The 19,309-nt window shown below is 71.1% G+C and carries 15 protein-coding genes; 4 read left to right on the top strand and 11 right to left on the bottom strand.

What is annotated here, in order from left to right; all coding sequences use genetic code 11:
• Nucleotides 1-18: 18 nt before the first annotated feature.
• On the top strand, nt 19-4,299 hold the full coding sequence (locus OM076_RS01395) for a ThuA domain-containing protein (protein ID WP_270037526.1): 4,281 nt from the start codon (nt 19-21) through the stop codon (nt 4,297-4,299).
• A gap of 51 nt (nt 4,300-4,350) precedes the next feature.
• Here the strand turns inward: OM076_RS01395 and OM076_RS01390 are convergent, their stop codons facing one another.
• Nucleotides 4,351-5,355: an RNA polymerase subunit sigma-70 gene (locus OM076_RS01390; protein ID WP_270037525.1), complete on the bottom strand. Its 1,005-nt coding sequence runs from the start codon at nt 5,353-5,355 to the stop codon at nt 4,351-4,353.
• Between the two features lie 100 nt (nt 5,356-5,455).
• On the opposite strand from OM076_RS01390, the gene OM076_RS01385 reads away from it, so the two are divergent.
• Genes OM076_RS01385 through OM076_RS01375 form a run of 3 tightly spaced genes read left to right on the top strand, consistent with a single transcriptional unit; the run spans nt 5,456 to nt 7,608 of the window.
• Nucleotides 5,456-6,022, top strand: a complete 567-nt coding sequence (locus OM076_RS01385; RefSeq protein WP_270037524.1) for a dihydrofolate reductase family protein — start codon at nt 5,456-5,458, stop codon at nt 6,020-6,022.
• A 13-nt stretch (nt 6,023-6,035) separates the two neighbouring features.
• Complete coding sequence (locus OM076_RS01380) at nt 6,036-6,779, top strand: class I SAM-dependent methyltransferase (RefSeq protein ID WP_270037523.1); 744 nt, start codon at nt 6,036-6,038, stop codon at nt 6,777-6,779.
• Nucleotides 6,780-6,783: 4 nt separating this feature from the next.
• Nucleotides 6,784-7,608, top strand: a complete 825-nt coding sequence (locus OM076_RS01375; RefSeq protein WP_270037521.1) for an alpha/beta fold hydrolase — start codon at nt 6,784-6,786, stop codon at nt 7,606-7,608.
• 2 nt (nt 7,609-7,610) lie between these two features.
• Here the strand turns inward: OM076_RS01375 and OM076_RS01370 are convergent, their stop codons facing one another.
• From OM076_RS01370 to OM076_RS01325, 10 genes are read right to left on the bottom strand one after another with little or no spacing between them, the layout of a single operon-like run.
• Nucleotides 7,611-8,603 carry an amidohydrolase family protein gene (locus tag OM076_RS01370; protein ID WP_270037519.1) on the bottom strand — a complete coding sequence of 331 codons (993 nt, stop codon included), beginning with the start codon at nt 8,601-8,603 and terminating at the stop codon, nt 7,611-7,613.
• Nucleotides 8,600-9,856, bottom strand: a complete 1,257-nt coding sequence (locus tag OM076_RS01365) for an MmgE/PrpD family protein (RefSeq protein ID WP_270037518.1) — start codon at nt 9,854-9,856, stop codon at nt 8,600-8,602. The genes OM076_RS01370 and OM076_RS01365 overlap by 4 nt, the downstream gene beginning before the upstream one ends.
• Nucleotides 9,853-10,995: a hypothetical protein gene (locus OM076_RS01360; RefSeq protein ID WP_270037517.1), complete on the bottom strand. Its 1,143-nt coding sequence runs from the start codon at nt 10,993-10,995 to the stop codon at nt 9,853-9,855. Before OM076_RS01360 ends, OM076_RS01365 begins: the two co-directional genes overlap by 4 nt.
• Nucleotides 10,992-12,098: a M24 family metallopeptidase gene (locus OM076_RS01355; RefSeq protein WP_270037516.1), complete on the bottom strand. Its 1,107-nt coding sequence runs from the start codon at nt 12,096-12,098 to the stop codon at nt 10,992-10,994. Before OM076_RS01355 ends, OM076_RS01360 begins: the two co-directional genes overlap by 4 nt.
• Nucleotides 12,095-12,856 carry an ABC transporter permease gene (locus OM076_RS01350; protein WP_270037515.1) on the bottom strand — a complete coding sequence of 254 codons (762 nt, stop codon included), beginning with the start codon at nt 12,854-12,856 and terminating at the stop codon, nt 12,095-12,097. The genes OM076_RS01355 and OM076_RS01350 overlap by 4 nt, the downstream gene beginning before the upstream one ends.
• Nucleotides 12,853-13,659 carry an ABC transporter permease gene (locus OM076_RS01345; RefSeq protein ID WP_270037513.1) on the bottom strand — a complete coding sequence of 269 codons (807 nt, stop codon included), beginning with the start codon at nt 13,657-13,659 and terminating at the stop codon, nt 12,853-12,855. The genes OM076_RS01350 and OM076_RS01345 overlap by 4 nt, the downstream gene beginning before the upstream one ends.
• On the bottom strand, nt 13,656-14,519 hold the full coding sequence (locus tag OM076_RS01340) for an ABC transporter ATP-binding protein (protein ID WP_270037512.1): 864 nt from the start codon (nt 14,517-14,519) through the stop codon (nt 13,656-13,658). The genes OM076_RS01345 and OM076_RS01340 overlap by 4 nt, the downstream gene beginning before the upstream one ends.
• A complete protein-coding gene (locus OM076_RS01335; RefSeq protein ID WP_270037510.1) occupies nt 14,498-15,523 on the bottom strand; it encodes an ABC transporter substrate-binding protein in 1,026 nt (341 codons plus the stop codon). Before OM076_RS01335 ends, OM076_RS01340 begins: the two co-directional genes overlap by 22 nt.
• Nucleotides 15,523-17,268, bottom strand: a complete 1,746-nt coding sequence (locus tag OM076_RS01330; RefSeq protein ID WP_270037508.1) for a hydantoinase B/oxoprolinase family protein — start codon at nt 17,266-17,268, stop codon at nt 15,523-15,525. The genes OM076_RS01335 and OM076_RS01330 overlap by 1 nt, the downstream gene beginning before the upstream one ends.
• Complete coding sequence (locus tag OM076_RS01325) at nt 17,265-19,304, bottom strand: hydantoinase/oxoprolinase family protein (protein WP_270037506.1); 2,040 nt, start codon at nt 19,302-19,304, stop codon at nt 17,265-17,267. The genes OM076_RS01330 and OM076_RS01325 overlap by 4 nt, the downstream gene beginning before the upstream one ends.
• Between the last annotated feature and the right edge of the window lie 5 nt (nt 19,305-19,309).

Raw genomic sequence — 19,309 nt, 5'->3', positions numbered from 1 at the left:
GGTCTGGGCCTGGCTCTTTTGAGCCTGGCTCTCGCGGCGCCTGCCAGTGCGTCCGCGAACATCAAGCCGAAAGCTGCGGCTCCGGCGAAGGTGCTGGTCGTCACCAGCACGCAGGACGCGTTGACCACCGCCGGTGTCAACGCGATCAACCAGGCCGCGAGCAGCGGCGATTTCACGGTCGACGCGCCCGCGCCCGCCGACGTCGGCGCGCTGTTCACAGCGACCGGCCTCGACGCCTATCGCGCCGTGGTGTTCCTCAACACCGGCATGGCGAGTCCGCTTACGGACACGCAGCGCGCGGCATACGAGACGTACTTCAAGAAGGGCGGCGGGTTCGTCGGCATCGGCTCGGCGATCGAGACCGATCCCGCCTGGACGTTCCTGAGCAACGCGCTCGGCACCCGCTCGTCGGGTCGCACGACGGTCCAGACCGGCACCGTCAAGGTCTTCGATCGCGTCCATGACGCGACGAAGACGCTGCCCGAGTACTGGGACCGCACCGACAACTTCTACAACTACACCGTCAACGTCCGCGGCGCCTCGCACATCCTGTCGAGCGTCGTCGAGGATCCGTTCGAGCCGCAGCCGGGCGGCAACACGCTCAAGGGCATCACCGGCGGCACGATGGGCGCCAACCACCCGGTCTCCTTCTGCAAGGACTACCTGGGCGGGCGCTCCTTCTACACGACGCTCGGCAACACGCCCGCGAGCTTCGACGCCGACATGGTCAAGCACCTGCGCGGCGCGATCAACTGGGCCGCCGGGCAGAGCGACCCGGTCTACAGCGACTGCGGCGCGACCGTGCGCGCCAACTACCAGGAGACGAAGATCTCGGCGCCGCCGAACCTGGCCGAGCCGATCAGCTTCGACCAGCTCCCCGACGGGCGCATCATCCAGACCGCGCGCCAGGGCACCGTCCGCCTGCACGATCCCGTCAAGGGCACCACAACGGTCCTCGCCGACTTCGCCGCCACCACGGTGCCGACGACGATGCGGATCTACACCAACCAGGAAGACGGCCTCTACGGCGGCGCGGTCGACAACAACTTCTCGACCGACCACTGGGTCTACCTCTACTACTCGCCCCAGACGGTCACCAACGTCAAGCTCTCGGACGGGTCGATCGTCACCCAGACGACGCCGAACACGAACCCGCCCAACGCGGCCGCGTCGCTGTCGGCCTGGGATCCATACGTCGGCTACTTCCAGCTCTCGCGCTTCAAGTTCATCGACGGCGACGGCACCAACCCGCCGCGCCTGGACCTCGGCTCCGAGCAGCAGATCCTGCGCGTCTCCAACAACCGCCAGGAGTGCTGCCACGTCGCCGGCGACATCGACTTCGACAAGCACAACAACCTGTGGATGACCACGGGCGATGACACCCCGGCGGCGGGCATCGACGCCAACGGCTACGGCCCGTTCGAGGACCAGCTCCTCGACGAGCAGCAGACCGTCCGCGCGACCAACGCGACCGGCGGCACGTTCACGCTGACCTGGAAGGGTCAGACGACCGCCCCGATCGCCTACAACGCGACGGGCGCGCAGATCGATGCGGCGCTCGAGGCGCTCTCGAACGTCGGCGTCAACAACATCCAGACCAGCGGCGGCCCGGTCAACACTTCGAACGTCAACGTGTTCTTCCGCCGCGCGCTGCAGCAGTCCAACCAGGATCAGATCACCGCCAACGGCGCGGCCCTGACCGGCACGTCGCCGACCGTGGCGACGACGACGGCGCAGGAGGGCGGCTGGTACCAGCGGCCCACCGGCGACGACCGCCGCTCGACGCTGAACTCCAACGACCTCCGCGGCAAGCTGCTGCGGATCAACGTCAAGGACACGATCACCGCGGCGGACCAGAACAAGGCCGACCTCGGCGCCGGCGGCGCGTACACCATCCCGTCCGGGAACCTGTTCCCGCTCGTGGGCGGCGCGCCCCAGGCACGGACCCGTCCGGAGGTCTACGCGATGGGCTTCCGCAACCCGTTCCGCCTGCAGGTCGACGAGAACGACGTCGCCTACGTCACCGACTACTCGCCGGACGCGCAGACGCCGCAGCGCAGCCGCGGGCCGTCAGGCGTCGGGCGCATGGAAGTCGTCCGCCATCCCGCTAACTACGGGTACCCGGTCTGCTACCGCAAGGACCTCGGCTACTACAAGTGGAACTTCCGCGAGTTCGCCCCGGGCACGACGACGCTCGGCGTCCCGCTGGACAACCCGCCGCAGGCGATCGACTGCGGCGCGGACCCGTTCGTCAATGACTCGCGCTGGGTGCGCGACGGCGGTCCGGGCTTCGAGCCCGGCCTGCGCGATCTGCCGCCGATCACGAACCCGGACATCTGGTACTCCTACCGCGACAACGCGGCCGGCTCGCCGCTCGGCACGCCGTGCTTCGGCTACTACGCGCCGACCGCGGGCGCGATCGCGCCCGGTTCCACCACGGAGTGCCCGCGGCTGTTCCCCGAGCTCTACACCGGCGGTGTGGGTCCGCACGGCGCGGTCAAGTACCACTTCGACCCGGCCAACGCGAGCGCGCACAAGTTCCCGGCCTACTACGACAACTCGATCTTCCTGGGCGAGTACACGCAGGACACGCTCCGTGAGATCAAGCTGGACTCCCAGAACCGCATCTTCAAGATCAACAGCCTCTTGGACTGCGGCCAGGCGAACATCGCCAACCCGGTGTTCGACATGGAGTGCGACAACCCGATGGACATCCAGTTCGGCGCCGACGGCGCGCTGTACCTGATGACCTACGGCGACAGCTACTACGCCGCCAACCCGGACGCGGGGCTCTACCGCTTCGACTACGTCAAGGGCCAGCGCGCGCCCAAGGCCGTGCTGAACACCGACAAGACCGACGGCGCGCTGCCGCTGACGGTCAACTTCACGAGCACGGGCTCGCTCGATCAGGATCCGGGCGACTCGATCCGCTACGAGTGGGACTTCGGTGACGGCTCCGCCATCTCCACCGAGGCCAACCCGACCCACGTCTACACGAAGGCCGGGCGCTACAACGCGATCCTGACGGTGTTCGACTCCTCCGGTCAGAAGACCGCGACGAGCACCATCATCACCGCGGGCAACACCACGCCGACCCTCACTGTGACCGCGCCGCTGAACGGTGGCCTGTTCACGTTCGGTGACACGATCCAGTACAAGGTCACGGTCACGGACGCGGAGGATTCGTCGATCAACTGCAACGACGTCCAGGTGACGTTCGTACTCGGGCACGACTCGCACGGCCACGCCGAGCAGACGGGCACGGGCTGCACCGGGTTCCTGCAGACGATCGCGTCCGACGTCTCGCACGGCGGCAACGTGTTCGGCGTCATCAGCGCGTCCTACACGGACAAGGGCGGAAGCGGCGGGCAGGCTCCGCCGCTGACCGGCTTCTCGCAGAACCAGATCCGTCAGAAGCACACCGAGGTCGAGTTCGTCATCAACCAGTCAGGCACGACCACCGCGGCCAACACCGACGGCGGCGCCGGCGTGCACCGCAACAGCATCGCCAACACCGACTGGCTGCAGCTGAACGGCCCGATCAACCTGTTCCAGATCGACACGATCGCGTTCCGCTACGCCGATGGCGGCGCGGGTCGCACCGCGGGCTCCCCGCTGGCCGGGATCGACCTCCGACAGGACTCCATCACCGGCCCGGTGATCGCCTCGGCGAACCTCACGTCGACCGGCGGCACGGGCAACTGGGCGACCACCACGGTCCCGCTCACCGGCGCCGCCGCCGGTGCGCACGAGCTGTTCCTCACGTTCCGCACCGTCACCGGCGGAGCGACCGGCGGCACCCTGTTGAACCTCAACTGGGCGGAGTTCGGCGGCAACGGCGTGACCGTCCAGTCGACCAGCGCCACGGGTGACACGGGAGGGGCCGTTCCGGCGACCCTCGCGCTCACCCTCGGCACTCCGGCCACGTTCGGCGCCTTCACCCCAGGCGTCGGGCGCACCTACACCGCGTCGACGACGGCCAACGTCATCTCGACGGCGGGCGACGCGGCGCTGAGCGTCGCCGATCCCGGCTCCACCGCGACGGGTCACCTCGTCAACGGGGCGTTCTCGCTGCCACAGGCCCTCCAGGTCAAGGCGACGAGCCCGCTCGGCAGCGGCGGCGCGCTCGCGGACGTGGGCGGCACCGCCGCTCCGACTGCGCTGCTCGCCTACAGCGGCCCGGTCGCCAACGACGCGGTGGCGATCGCCTTCTCGCAGGCGATCGGCGCCGGTGACGCGCTCCGTACGGGCGCGTACAGCAAGACGATCACCTTCACGCTGTCGACCACGACTCCGTGACGTGAGCTGAGGGCCGCGGCGATCATGATCGCCGCGGCCGCTTGGCCTCGATCAGCGCAGCGTCCGTGGCAGCCCGAAGTGCGGGAAGACGCCGCTGTCGGCGAACCAGGCGATCGCGGAGATCCGCGCGCCTTCCAGCGCAAGGACGAACAGCGCGTAGGGGCGCGCGATGCCGGTGTCGGGGAGCGGGAGATAGCACGCGAAGGCCGGCTGGCCGTTCGCCCGCGATGCCACCAGCCGCAGCCGCCCGCGGCTGACTTCGCGGTCGCGCAGGAACACGCCGATCGCGGCCGGGCCCTGGTACTCCCACGGCTCCGGCGGCATCGTCAGCCAGGCGTCGTCGGTGAGCAGCTCGACCATGGTGTCGATGTCACCCGCCTCGACGGCGTCGGCGAAACGTTCGAGCGTGTCGCGCTCGAGCTTCGTGTCCGGAACCGGCGCGCGCTCCCGTCCGGTCGCGGGCAGGCGGGACTCGAACGAGGCCCGCGCGCGACGCAGCAGGCTGTTGACCGAGGTGGCGGTGGTGTCGAGCATGTCGCCGACCTCCTCGGCGCGGAAGCCGAGCACGTCACGCAGCACGAGCACCGCTCGCTGCTGGGGCGGGAGGTGTTGCAGCCCGACGATGAACGCCAGGGCGACCGCTTCCTTCGTCTCGTAGCGCGTCTCGGGCCCCGGGGCGCGGTCCGGGATGCCCTCGAGCAGGACGTCGGGGTACGGCTCGAGCCAGATCGGCTCGGCCCGCCGCGTCGGCTCCGGCACGTCGGCGTCGGTCATCCGCCTCGTGCCCTCGGGGCGGCGGCGGCTCGCGCGGAGGGCATCCATCGAGCGATTCGTGGCGATCCGGTACAGCCAGGCGCGGACCGACGCGCGCTCCTGGAAGCCGTCGAGGCCCCGCCACGCCGCGAGCAGCGTCTCTTGAAGCAGGTCCTCGGCGTCCTGCGTGGAGCCGACGATCCGGTAGACGTGCAGTTGGAGCTCACGCCGGTAGGGGTCGGTCAACCTGCGGAACGCTTCCTCGTCGCCGGCGCGAGCGCGGGCAAGGGTCGGGTCGCTCACACTCGCATCCTCGTCGTTTTGCATGCGCATCTGAGTAACGACGTTTCGCGAGCCGCGGATTCGTCGCCCAATTCTCGTGCCGGCGGACGTCTCGAGGTGCATGGGAAAGCTCATCATCAGCGACAACATCTCGCTCGACGGGGTCGTCCAGGACCCAGCGGGCGACGAGGGGTTCACGCACGGCGGCTGGGTCGGCCGGATCGCGGCCCTCCCCGACGTGGCCAAGGTCGCGCTCGACGAGGCGCTCGGTGCCGAGGCGCTGCTTCTCGGCCGGCGCAGCTACGAGTGGTTCGCGGGGCGCTGGCCATCCCGGAGCGGTGAGCTCGCGGACCGCTTGAACACCATGCCCAAGTACGTCGTCTCCTCGACCCTCCAGGATCCCGGCTGGAACCACTCGACGGTGCTGGCGGGCGACGTGCTCGCCGCGGTCTCAAAGCTCAAGCACGAGCTCGACGGGGACATCGTCGTCCTCGCGAGCTTCCAGCTCGTGCACACGCTGCTGGCGCACGACCTCGTCGACGAGCTGCGGCTGAAGGTCTTCCCGGTCGTGCTCGGCGCCGGCGAGCGCCTCTTCGGAGACACCAAGCACCCGCTGCGCCTGCTCGACATGCGGACGCTCGGTGACGGCATCGCGTTCCTCACCTACGAGATCGCGCGGCCGTCGTGAAGAATGGGTGGTGATGAACCTGGACGCGCTGTGGCACGACCTCGAGTGCGGTGAGTATCGGGAGGATCTCCCGTCGTGGCGGGCGCTGGCGGCTGAGACCGGCGGTCCGGTGCTCGACGTCGGGGCGGGAACCGGGCGCGTGACGCTCGACCTCGCGGCTCAGGGTCTGGCGGTGGTCGCGCTGGACACCGAGGCCGCGTTGCTCGGAGCCCTCGCACACCGCGCCGGAGGCCTCGCGGTGGAGACCGTCGTCGCCGACGCGCGCAGCTTCGACTCCGAGCACCGATTCTCCCTCATCGTGGTGCCGATGCAGACGCTGCAACTGCTCGGGGGACGGCGAGGCCGCTCGGCGTTCCTGCGCTGCGCGCACACGCATCTGCAGCCGGGCGGTGTCGTCGCCGCGGCGCTGGCGGACGCCATGGACTGCTTCGACGAGGAGCACGACGCGCCGCCGCCGCCCGACGCCCGCGACATCGCGGACGTGCGCTACGCGAGCCAGCTCCTGGCGGTCGTCGAGGATGGCGGGCGCGCGGCGCTCCACCGCCGCCGCGAGATCACCGGACCACACCGGCCCCCGCAGGCCGAAGACGTCGTCGTCCATCTCGACCGCGTGTCGGCCGAGGAGGTCGAGGCCGATGCGGCCGAGCTCGGCTTCCTCGTCGAACCCCACCGCCACGTACCGGAGAGCGAGCGGTACCTCGGATCGACGATCATTGTCCTTCGCAAACGCGGCAATATCCCGAACCGGCGGAGGTAAACGCATGCCCACGATCACGACGACTGACGGCACCGAGATCTTCTTCAAGGACTGGGGCTCGGGCCAGCCGATCGTCTTCAGCCATGGCTGGCCACTCTCGGCCGACGACTGGGACACCCAGATGCTGTTCTTCCTGCAGCACGGCTACCGGGTCATCGCGCATGACCGGCGTGGCCACGGGCGCTCGACGCAGACGGCCGGCGGTCATGACATGGACCACTACGCGGACGATCTGGCGGCGGTGACGGCGCATCTCGACCTCCAGGACGCCGTTCACGTCGGCCACTCGACCGGCGGCGGCGAGGTCGCGCACTACATCGCGCGCCACGGGGAGAGCCGCGTCGCCAAGGCGGTGTTGATCAGCGCCGTGCCGCCGCTGATGGTGCAGACCGAAGCGAACCCGGGCGGCCTGCCGAAGAGCGTGTTCGACGACCTCCAGGCCCAACTGGCGGCCAACCGTTCCGAGTTCTACCGAGCACTTCCAAGCGGCCCGTTCTACGGCTTCAACCGGCCCGGCGTGGAGCCGTCCGAGGCGATCATCGAGAACTGGTGGCGCCAGGGGATGATGGGCGGCGCCAAGGCGCACTACGACGGGATCGTGGCGTTCTCCCAGACCGACTTCACCGAGGATCTCAAGCAGATCTCGGTTCCGGTGCTCGTGATGCACGGCGATGACGACCAGATCGTGCCCTACGCCGACTCCGGGCCGCTGTCGGCCAAGCTCGTGCAGAACGGGACGCTGAAGACCTACGAGGGGTTCCCGCACGGGATGCCGACCACCCAGGCCGACACCATCAACGCCGACCTGCTGGCCTTCCTGCAGGCCTGACGTCAGCCAACCGGGGCGGGCGCGCGGAGGTCCAGCAGCGTGCCCGCGTTCCCGGACAGCGTGTTCCTGAGCTCCGCCTCGGGCAGCTCGAGCGAGCGGAGGGCCTCGAGCGCGGCGAGCGGGTTCCAGCACGGGTTGTCGCTGCCGTAGAGGACGCGGTCGGCGCCGTAGAAGTCGAGCGCCATCCGCAGCGTGAGCGGGTGTGGCATCGCGGTGTCCACCCACATCCGCTTCAGGTACGCGGTCGGCGGTTGCTCCAGCGCGGCGACCTTGGCGTTCTTGTCCAGCCGCCCCGCGGCGTAGGGCAGGACCCCGCCGGCGTGGAAGTGCAGGACCTTGAGGTCCGGGTGGCGGTCGAACAGCCCGCTCAGCACGAGGCGCAGGACCGCGACGCTGGAGTCCACGACGCGGCCGAGGCTCTTGTAGATCCCGTTGTCGTAGCCCTCCATCACGTCGACGAAGACGCCGTCCGTGGGATGGATGAACAGCGGCACGCCGAGCTCGGCGGCGCGGGCGTAGAACGGTTCGAGGCGCGGCGCGTCGAGCGGCTCGCCGGCGATGCTGCCGGGCAGGCTGGCGCCGCGCAGCCCGAGCGTCCCGATCGCGTGCTCGAGCTCATCGATGGCCAGCGCGGTGTCCTGCAGCGGGATCGCGGCGGCGGCGAAGAACCGGCCTGGGTGGCGGCGCTGGGCGTCCGCCCACGCCTCGTTGACGATGCGGGCACCTTCACGGGCCTCGTCCGCGGGCAGGCCGTCGAGGTCGGAGTGGATCCCCATCGACGTGATCAGCGTCATCTCGGCGCCGGTCGACGCGAACGTCTCGAACTGCATGTCGAGGTCGAACCACTCCGGCCACATCCGCACGCTGCGGTTGCCGTTGATGTAGAACCAGGCGTCGTCGCCGTCGCGCTCGGCGCGCGGCAGCCTGGTGCGCTGGGCGAGGAACTCGTAGTAGGCGTTCGGGAACCAGTGGATGTGGGCGTCGACGGCGTTCATCGGGTCCTCTCAGGGTCGGCGAGGTGCAGCAGTTCGCCCGGCGCGATCGAGCGGCAGGCGGCGCGCAGGGCGTCCAGTTCGGGCGGCGCGAGCGCGCCGAGGCGGGCGTGCTTGGTGAAGAGCTGGTGCCACCCGGGCAGTGGCTCGTCGCCGCCCAGGATGGTGCGGGTGGCCTCGTCTCCCCCGGCGGTGCGCAGCCGCACGCGCGCGGGCCAGGCCTCCGGGTAGAGGGCGCTCAGCCGGCCGTCCACGATCACCCGCATCGCCACCGCCGGAGGCGCCGGCGATGCGCGGACGACGTCCCACAGCACCCCCTCGGAGGTCAACGCGGCGGACAGCTGGAACTGCGCGCTCGCGATCGAGGCGAGCCGCGTCCGTGGCCGCGGCTGGTCGATCATCGCGCGGTACGCCGCCGGAACCGCGACCTCGGCCTCCACGATCGTGGCGCCCTGGAGGTCCATCGCCGTCATCCGGGCGGCCTCGACGGCCGACTGCGTCTGCCGGGCGGTGCAGAACGGCTTCACGTCCGCACGCTCGACGAGCCACTGCGCCTGCGGAGGCGGGTCGACGCGCAACGCGGGAAGGTCGAGCAGCGCGAGGTCACCGTGCGCACCCGCCTCGGCGGCGAGCGTCGCGACGACCCCGTCGGCGGCCGCGCTGCCGTAGCCGAGCCAGCGCGACGTCGGCTCGCCCGCGATCCGCCCCGCGCGCCCGGGGGTGCGAGCCACGGCGATCGCCAGCGCGTGCGCGGCACGGTCGCCGTCGAGGCCGAGCACGGCCGCGGACGCCGCCGCGGCGGCCAGCGGCGCGGCGTCGTAGCTCGGCCAGACGCCGTCAGGCAGCCGGTGCGGGCCGCCGAGCGCCTGACCGATGCCCGCCATCGCCTCATAGCCCGCGGCCACGCCCGCCAGCAGCTCCTCCTCCCCCAGCCCGCGCCACGCCGCCACCAGGAGTGACACCGGCACGGCGACCGAGCCGGGCGAAGTGCAGGACAGGCGGTCGAGGTCGTCGACCTCGGTGGAGCGGATGACCGCGCACAGCCGCCGCACGTCGGCGAGCAGCCCGCGCTCGGGCAGCGCGGCGAACAGCGCGTGGTCGGCGATCCCGCGCCCCGCGGCGAGTGCGCCGAGCGCGTCGAACACCCGGCGCCGGACGATGTCGGCGACCACCGGGCGAGCGGTAGCGTGCGCGGCTCCCGCGAACCGTTCGGCGAGCGCGTGCGCGACGCCGCGCGATGTGGTCGTGGAGATCATGCTCGACGAACGTCAACTTCTTCGGGCTGTGCCCGATCAAGCTTGCTTTCGACGAGCGGGACGCCCTCGTCGCGGCCGACGACGAGCGTTTCACCCGCGCAGGTCAGCGCGTCGCCGTCCACCGCGAAGGCCTGGAGCGCGACGACAGCACCTTCGACGAAGGTCTCGTCGCTCCCCGCCCACACCCGCGGCGCCTCGTCCAGCCCGAGGCCGATCGCCCCGCCGAGACCGTAGGCGAGCTCGACACCTTCCACAGCATCGGCGAGCTCGGCAACCGGCACGCCGGCGCGGACGAGCACCGTCATCGCGTCGACGGCGCGGCGCGCCGGGCTCAGCGAGGAGCCGCTGTCACCGCACGCCTGACCCCAATAGCCGACGCATTCCACGGCGCAGGTCAGTCCCAGGTGGGAGAGCCGAACGTCTGAGACGTCCTCGACCGGCTCCAGCCACGGTCCCGCCAGGGTCCCGAGCACGCGGACGTCACGCGCACCGCGCAGCCGCGCCTCGCGCTCGGCGACCAGGAGCGCGATGGCGTTCGGCGCACCCGCCTCCCACGCATCCAGCGCGGCGTCGACCGCGGCGTGGGCGATCTCCTGCGCCCGCGCCTGTGCGACGAGCTCCCGCGGACGCTTGACCGCGCGCAGCGGCGCGAGCAGCGCGTCGCCGTCGGCCGGCGCACGGCCGGGCAGCGCGGCGAGCAGCTCGCGATATGCCTCCACGGCAAGGTTCTCGCGTGCGCCGGCGAGCGCGATCGTGCCGCCGGACCCGACCATCTCCTCGACCGCCTGCGCCACGACCTCGGCGGGCCCGGTGAACAGGCTCGCGCTCGGCCGGATATCCCCGATCCACGTCTGCGTACTCAGGAACGGCAGGTCGCGCGAGCCACCTCCCGTGACCAGACACGGCCCCGACTCGCGACCCAACACCACCGCCATCCACCCGAGCGGCGGGACGTTGCCCGTCAGGTACGTGAGCGAGCCGTAGGACGCGGTGTGGCCGATGCCGACGAGCGCGTCGATCCCCTCACGCGCCATCGCCTCTCGCACCAACCGCACCCGCTCGCCGTACTCGTCCTCCGGCAACAGCGCGCGGTCCCACGCGGTGCGCCCGCGCTTGACGACGTTGTGCATCGTGATCATGCCGCCACCCGCGCGTCCGTCGACTCGATCGACGCCGGCCCCGCCGAGAGCGCGCGGGCACCGCCCGGCTCGATCACGACGTGCTCGCCGTAGAGCAGATACCCGGCGTCCGGGAAGTACTGGTTGGGGTGCAGGACGAACGCCATCCCGGGCGCCAAGACCACGTCGGAGCGATCGGACACGTCGGCCGGGACGAGCGGCGCCAGGCCGGTGCCGTGGCCGCGCGTGCGCATGTACGGCGGGCGTGTGTAGCGCTCGTAGCCGTAGGAGGCCACGACCGCGTTGACCGCCGCCGCCACCTCGGGCACTCCCACTCCCGGGCCGGCCGCCGCCAATCCCGCGTCAAACGCCTCGCGCAAGATGTCGTACGCCCGCTCCACCCGCGCGTCCGGCTCCCCGATCGTCGCGCTGCGGCAGATCTGCGCGAACTGCCCGTCGACGCTCGGTGAGATCTCGCCCAGCAGCACGTCGCCGCGTTCGAGCACCCGATCGGTCGGCGCGTGCACCGCCCGGTTGTGCTGCGAGGCGGAGATCAGCAGGAAGTTGTCGTCGGCGCCCAGCTCGCGCATGTGGGCGTCGGCCTCCGCGGCCAGCGCGTACTCACGCATGCCCGGGCGCGCCGTGGCCACGAGGTGCCGGTAGCCGGCCTCGGCGATCCCGACGGCACGCTCGATGCACGCCAGCGACCACTCGTCGTGGCCCGTCGGCAACACGACGTCGCGAGCCTCGCAAAGCGCCGCCGCCACCGCCGGCGAGGCCGCATCGCGCCCGGCCACCCCCACCCGCTTCCATCCACGCGAGCGCAGCAGCCCGCCCACGGCGGAGGCCACGTCGTCCACCCCCACCACGTCGGCGATCCAGCTGCGGCGTGAGACCCGCTGCACGTCCCAGCTCGGCGTCACCAGCAGCACCGGGTCGCCCGACGCCGGCACCGCGACGACCATGTCGCGCCCCAGCTGGCGCACGCCGGAGAACCACCATGCGAGGTTCGCGCCGATGAAGTGATGGCGCCCGCTGCCGCACACCAGCGCGACGTCCAGCTCCGCCGCGACGACGGCCGCTCGCGCGGCCGAAAGTCGCTCCCTCCCCACGCGATCCCTCATGCCGACACCTCCACGCGCCACGAGTCGAGACGGCGTTCGAGCATCCCCACCGCTGAGGTGAGCAGCACGCCGAGCGCGCCGATGACGATCACCGACGCGAGCATGTCGGTCGTCTTGAGCACGCCGCCGTAGTAGGAAACGCTCCACCCGAGCCCCGACGTCCCGGCGAACAGCTCGCCGACGGCGACGCCGATCAGCGCGCGACCGACCGCCAGCCGCATGCCCGCCATCACCAAAGGCAGCGACGCCGGCAGGATCACCTTCGCGAACAGCTGCCGATCGCCGGCGCCGAACGAGCGCGTGACCTGCACGAGCTTCGCGTCGACGCTGCGCACGCCGCGCGACGTGTTGATGATGATCGGCGACACCGTGAGCAGGAACGTCATCGCGATCACGGCCTTGGCGCCGAGCCCGAACATCAGCGTGAAGATCGGATACAGCGCGATGATCGGCGCCGAGTACTGGAGCCACACGAGCGGCTCGATCGCGAGGCTCACGCGCCGGTACCAGCCGATCGCGAGCCCGAGCGGGAGGCCGACCAGCGTCGCCAGCGCGAGCCCGATGATCAGCTCGACGAAGCTCGCGCGCACGTTGTCCCACAGCAGCCCCGCGGTCGCCTGATCCCAGAGCGCCGACGCGACCCGCGACGGGCTCGCGACGAGGAACGGGTCGACGACGCCGAGCTCGACGATCGCCTGCCAGAAGCCCAGGATCACGGCGAACGAGAGCGCGCCGAGCAGTATCGGTCGCAACCTCATGGCGCGGCCCTCCAGCCTTCGAACCGGCGCTCCAGGCGCGCCAGCGCGAGATTGACGACGTAGGCGAAGACCGAGACGAGCCCGACGAGGAAGATCACCTGGTCGACCTGGAACTCCTGGCCGTAGTTGGAGATCAGCGTGCCGATGCCGACCGTCGAGACGTACAGCTGGGCGACGATCACGCCCAGCACGCCGCGCGAGACGGCGAGCCGCACACCGGTGAGGATCGCGGGCAGCGACGCCGGCAGCAGGATCTTCCTGAAGAGCTCGAGCCCGCGCGCGCCGAACGAGCGCGCGACCTGCACGAGCTTGGTGTCGACGTCGCGGATGCCCGCCATGCCGTTGACGATCACCGGGATCACGGCGTCGAGGAAGACGACCACGACGGTCGACTTCACGCCGATCCCCAGCCACACCACGATCACCGGCAACAGCGCCAGCCGTGGCATCGCGTTGAGCGCCATCATCGGCGGCTCGAGCAGCTGCCGCGCGGTCGCGTTCCAGCCCATCAGCATCCCGACCGGGATGCCGACCGCCACCGACAGCAGGAAGCCGATCGCGAACGCGGTGAGCGAGCCCTTCGCGTTCGTCCACAGCTCGCCGCTGGTGGTCATCGTCCACCCCGCGGACAGCGCGTCGGCGGGGTTGGAGATGTAGGTCGTCCAGATCCCGAGGAAGCGCGCGCCGCTGAGCAGCTGCCACACGACCAGCGCGGCGAGGATCCCCGCGACCGGCAGCCACACGCGCTCGCTTCCGAAGCGAATGCGGGCGCGCACCGCCGCGGGTGCAGCGATCGCGGTCATGACAGATCCTGCACGCGGCGCTCGTCGATCGTCTGCCCGAACAGCAACGCCGAGATCCGTGCGCGATAGGCCTGGAACTCGGGCGTGGCCCGGACGTCGGGCGTGCGCGGGCGGGGCAGGTCGATCTCGATCGTCTCGAGGATCCGCCCTGGCTTCGCGCCCATCACGACGACGCGGTCGGCGAGGTAGATCGACTCGTCGATGCCGTGCGTGACGAACACCACGGTCGTCCGCCGCTGATCCCAGATCTTCAGCAGCTCCTCGGCCATGATCTCGCGCGTCTGCGCGTCCAGGGCGCCGAACGGCTCGTCCATCAGCAGCACGTCGGGGTCGACCGCCAGCGCTCGCGCGATCCCGACCCGCTGGCGCATACCGCCCGACAACTCGTGCGGGTGGTGGCGCTCGAAGCCCTCGAGGCCGACGAGCCGGATCAGCTCGCGCGCCTTCGCCTCACGGTCGGAGCGCTTGTTGAGCTCCATCCCGAGCTCGACGTTGCGCTGGACCGATCGCCACGGCAGCAGGCCGAACTCCTGGAAGACCATCGCCCGGTCGGGCCCCGGGCCGGTCACGGCCTTGCCGCCCAGCGCGATCTCGCCGCGCGACGGCTTGACGAGCCCGTCGATCGCCAGCAGCAGCGTGCTCTTGCCGCAGCCGCTCGGCCCCACGACGGTCACGAACTCACCGGCGTCGACCTGCAGGTCGACGCCGTCGACCGCCGTGTAGGCCGGCTTGCCGGCGTGGGCCGGGTAGGTGATGGCGACGTCGCGGACCGTCAGGTGCGAGGCGGCGCCGGCCCGCGTCGCCGCGGGCGGCGACGCGGCGAGCGGCGTCTGCGGCGTCACGCGGTCGCGCCCTTCCACTTCGCCTGGGAGTCGATGAAGGACTTGTCGAGCCACTGGGACTCGGGCATCGCCTTCGGCCACTGGCCGTTGAGGACGCCGATCTGCCAGAAGACATTCATGTCGGCGGCGCCCGGGAGGCGGCCGTCGGCGTACCAGCCGCCCACGTTGTCGGTGTAGGCGCGCTGCGCGTTCTGCGGTGACACGTGCATGTGCTTGACGAGCGCGTCGGCGGCGGCCTTCGGGTCGGACTTGGCGAGCTCGAAGCCGGCGATCATCCCCTGCAGCAGGTGCTGGACGTCGGTCCGGTGCTGCTGGAGGTAGGACTCCTTGGCGTAGGCGACGTGGTTCGGGTACTCCTTGGCGAAGTCGCTCTGCTTGGCGAGCACCGGGAAGCCCTGGTCCTCGAGCTGGTAGGCGGTCAGGTTGGACGCACTGGTGGCGTCGACCTGCTTGGCCTTCAGCGCCGCGATCTGCGCGGCGGAGCTGCCGACGCCGATGACCTTGGCGCCGTTGGTCGGGTTGATGCCGTGCTGCTTGAAGAGGTAACGGGTGAGGAAGTCCGTCGAGGAACCGATCTTCGTGACGCCCCACTTCTTGCCCTTGCCGGCTTCCACCGACGTCAGCCCCTTCTGCCCGAACCACGCGAACGTGGTCTGGTTATAGCCGCCCCAGAACGCCTTCATCGCCTGGTGCTGCTGGACCGCCAGCAGCATCTCCGAGAGCGCGCTGACCGCGACGTCGACGGACCCGCCGGCCACCGCTTTGGCGAGGTCCGCGCCGCCCTTGAAGACGACGGGCTTGACCTTGACGTGGTACTTGGCGAACAGGTCGCGGTCCTCCGCCAGGTACAGCGGCGCGTAGCTCGCGTCGTCGGTCGGGATGCCGACGGTGATCGTGGCGGTGGCGCCGCTCGACCCGCCGCCACCTGACGACGAGTCGCTCGACGATCCACACGCGGCGACGGCGGCCGAGGCGGCGATCGTCGTCGCGAGCACGGCCCACCGGTGCTTGGTGCTGGCCATCACACTCTCCTCCTACTGCTCCTGAGCGCCGCGGTCGCCGCGGCATCGACCTGCGTGCCGCCGTCCGTCAGGACGACGCCGTATTCCTCTTCTGCTGCGCGCGCGGACACGTAGCCCTCGCGCACGTCCTCCAAGACCCGCTCGGGGTCACGCTCGAGCGGCGAGCCCCACCCGCCGCCGCCCGCGCTGGTCTGGATCACCACGGTGTGCGCCGGCGCCTGCACGTGGGCCGCGTCGACGCTCGTGAACTCGTCCTCGCCCGGACGGCGGATCAGGTTGTCCGAGCCGCCGCCGTCGGAGCCTCCCTCCAGGCCCCAAGCCGGCAGGCTGCGGCGCCGTGACTGGCGCAGATTCCAGCGGCCTTCGGCGAGCGAGCGCAGCCGCACGCTCACGCCGAGGCCGCCGCGATGCAGGCCCGCGCCGCCGGAGTCGGGCACCAGCGCCCGCTCCTCCACCAGCAGCGGAACCTTCAGCTCCATGTTCTCGATCGGCGAGTTGCGCACGTCGCCCTGGCAGATCGAGACCGACGCGGACTCGCCGTCGCCGAAGGGCCGTCCACCCCACCCGCCGCCTTCGATGCTCTGCGACACGAACCGGCGCCCGTTGTCGGAGCCGAAGAACACGAGCGGGATGCCGAGGATGCCGAAGTGCCCCGCGGCGACGCGGTCGGGGATCCCGTCGGCGAGCGCGCGGAACACGGTGTCCACGACCGTCGGGAGGATCTGGCTCCAGCCCGCCATCGGCGCGGGGAAGGACGCCATCATCACGTTGCCTTCGGGGATCACCACGCGCGCGGCGGCGAACGACCCCTCATTGACGGCGTCGAGCGGGGCGGTGAGCGCCTTGTACGCCACCAGCGCGCCCGCGAGCGTGCGGCCGTTGACGCCGGTGCGCCGCTGCGACGAGCAGCCGCTGAGGTCGATCTCCATCTCGCCGCCTGAGATCGTCACCTTGACCTTGACCCGGATCGGCTCCGGCTCGCTCGGGTCGCCGTCGAGGTGGCTCTCGGCCTCGTAGACCCCGTCGGGGATCGCTGCGACCGCGCGCCGGCAGCGCTGCTCGGTCTGGTGGAAGATCGCGGTGATCGCGTCCTCGACGACGGCCGCGCCGTAGCGCTCGTAGAGCTCCGCCAGGCGGCGCTCGGCCAGCCGGCAGGCCGCCACCTGCGAGCGCAGGTCGCCGAGCGAGGAGTCCGGGAAGCGGATGTTGTCGGCGATCAGCTTGAGGACCTTCTCGTCGGGGACGCCGGCCTCCCACGCCTTGAGCTGGTCGAGCTGGAGCCCTTCGCCCCACGGGTCGAACGCGAGCCCTGAGGCGCCGAATCCGGTCGACATCCCGCCGACGTCGACCCAGTGCGCACGGATCGCCGCGAAGGCGATCAGCCGCCGCGCGTGGAAGATCGGCGTGTAGACGACGATGTTGTTGAGGTGCTGGCCGGCGACGCGCTGGTGGTTGGTGAGGATCACGTCGCCCGGCGCGAAGCCGTCGGGGCCGAAGCGCTCGACGCCGTCGCGGATGATCACGCCGAGGTCGGCGACGAAGTGCGAGACGCCGCCCATGTTCTGCGCGATCAGAGATCCGTCGGGCGCGAGGATCGCGCACGAGAAGTCGCCGACCTCGTAGATCATCATGTTGTACGAGGAGCGCTGGAGGTCCAGCGACATCTCGTTGGCGACGGCGGGAAGCGCGTTGCGCAGCACTTCGAGCGTGATCGGGTCGACCCCGATGTCACTGGACGCGGTCATGCGGCCTCCACGGCGATCACCAGCTCTTCGCCGGGGGCGACGGTCGCCACGTCGCCCGGCCACAGCAGCGTGGTCGAGGTCGTCTCCTCGATCACCGCAGGTCCTTCGACCCGCTGCCCGATCGCCAGCCGCTCGCGCGCGTAGACCGGGCACTCGACCGGCGTGTCGGAGAAGTACACGGCCCGCCGGCCGAGCAGCGCGTCCGCGTGCCCGACGCGGCTCGGCGGCAGCTCGGGATGCACGCGCTCGCCGCGGGCGACGACGCGCAGGTTGACCATCTCGACCTCCTCGGCCGGCGTGGCGTAGCCGTAGCGGTGCTCGTGCGCCTCGTGGAAGCGCGCGGCGATCCTGCGCGGGTCGAGCTCGAAGACCGGGATCGCCAAAGCGAACTCCTGGCCCGCATAGCGCAGGTCGAGCGAGCGCTCGAAGCTCATCGCCTCCGGCGCCACGCCCTCGCCGGCCAGGCGGTCGCGGCCGAGCGCGACGAGCTCGTCGAAGCGCCCCGCCAGCTCGCCGAAGTCGGCGGCGGCGAGCGCCGTGTAGTGCGTCTGGACGTAGTCGTGCCGCAGGTCTGCCATCAGCATGCCGACGGCCGAGAAGATCGCGGGCAGGCGCGGGACGAGCACTGTGGGGATCGACAATTCGCGCGCGATCTCGACCGCGTGCAACGGGCCGTTGCCGCCCTGGGCCAGCAGGGCGAAGTCGCGCGGGTCGTAGCCGCGCTCGACCGAGACCCCGCGCACGGCGAGCACCATGCTCGCCACGGCCAGGCGGACGATGCCCGAGGCGGCCTCGACGGGGTCCAGGCCGAGTGGCGCGAAGCGCTCGGCGATGCCGGCGTAGGCGGCCGCCTCGTCGAGCGGCATCTCGCCGCCCAGGAAGGACGTCGCGCCGATCCGGCCGAGGACGACGTTGGCGTCGGTGACGGTCGGCTCGGTGCCGCCGCGGCCGTAGCTGATCGGCCCGGGAGCGGCACCGGCGCTGCGCGGACCCACCCGCATCGCTCCGACCTCGTCGACCCACGCGATGCTGCCGCCGCCGGCTCCGACCTCGACGATGTCGACCACCGGCAGCATCGCCGGGTGCCCGCTCGCGTAGCCGCCGATGTGGTAGCCGTGGGCGATCGTCGGGTCGGCGCCGCTGATCAGGCTCGACTTGGCGGTCGTCCCGCCCATGTCGAACGTGATCACGTCCGGGAAGCCCGCCTGCGCGCCGACGTGGGCCGAGGCGATCACGCCGCCGACGGGGCCCGATTCCATCATCGCGACCGGCGTGCGCTTCGCCGTCTCAGGCGCCATCACGCCGCCGTTGGACTGCATGATCATCAGCCGCCCGGCGAAGTCGCGGGCCGCGAGGCCATCCTCGAGGCCGGAGAGGTACTCGCTCGCCCGCGGGCCGATGTACGCGTTCAGCGCCGTCGTCGACATCCGCTCGTACTCGCGGTACTCGCGGACGATCTCGTGCGAGAGCGAGACGTGCGCGTCGGGGAGCAGCTCGGCCAGGATGCGGCCCATCACCGCCTCGTGCTCGGGGTCGGCGTAGGCGTGCAGGAAGCAGACCGCCACCGCATCCACACCCGCCTCGGCGACGGCGTGCGCGACGTCGCGGGCGTGCTCCTCGGCCAGCGGGCGCAGCGTCGCGCCGCCGGCGAGCTTGCGCTCGCCGACCTCGAAGGTGAGGCTGCGCGGGATCAGCGGCTGCGGGCGGCGGAAGAACGGGTCGAACGCGTCCGGCCGGTTGCCGCGGCCGATCGCGTAGACGTCGCGCGTGCCCTCGGTCACGACGAGCGCCGCGCGGGCACCGGTGCGCTCGATCGCGATGTTGATCGCGACCGTCGATCCGTGCACGAGCGTGCCGATATCCTCCGGGCTCAACGAGGCCTTCTCGAGGCAGTCGAAGACGCCCGCGGCCAGGTCGTGCGGCGTCGTCAGCGACTTGGCCTGATAGACCCGGCCGGTCGCGCTATCGACGGCGAACAGGTCGGTGAAGGTGCCGCCGATGTCCACTCCGACATCGAGCGTGCGGGCTTGCGACAAGAGAC

This window comes from Solirubrobacter ginsenosidimutans (assembly GCF_027587205.1).
This window is presented reverse-complemented; position numbering and strand designations above follow the sequence as displayed.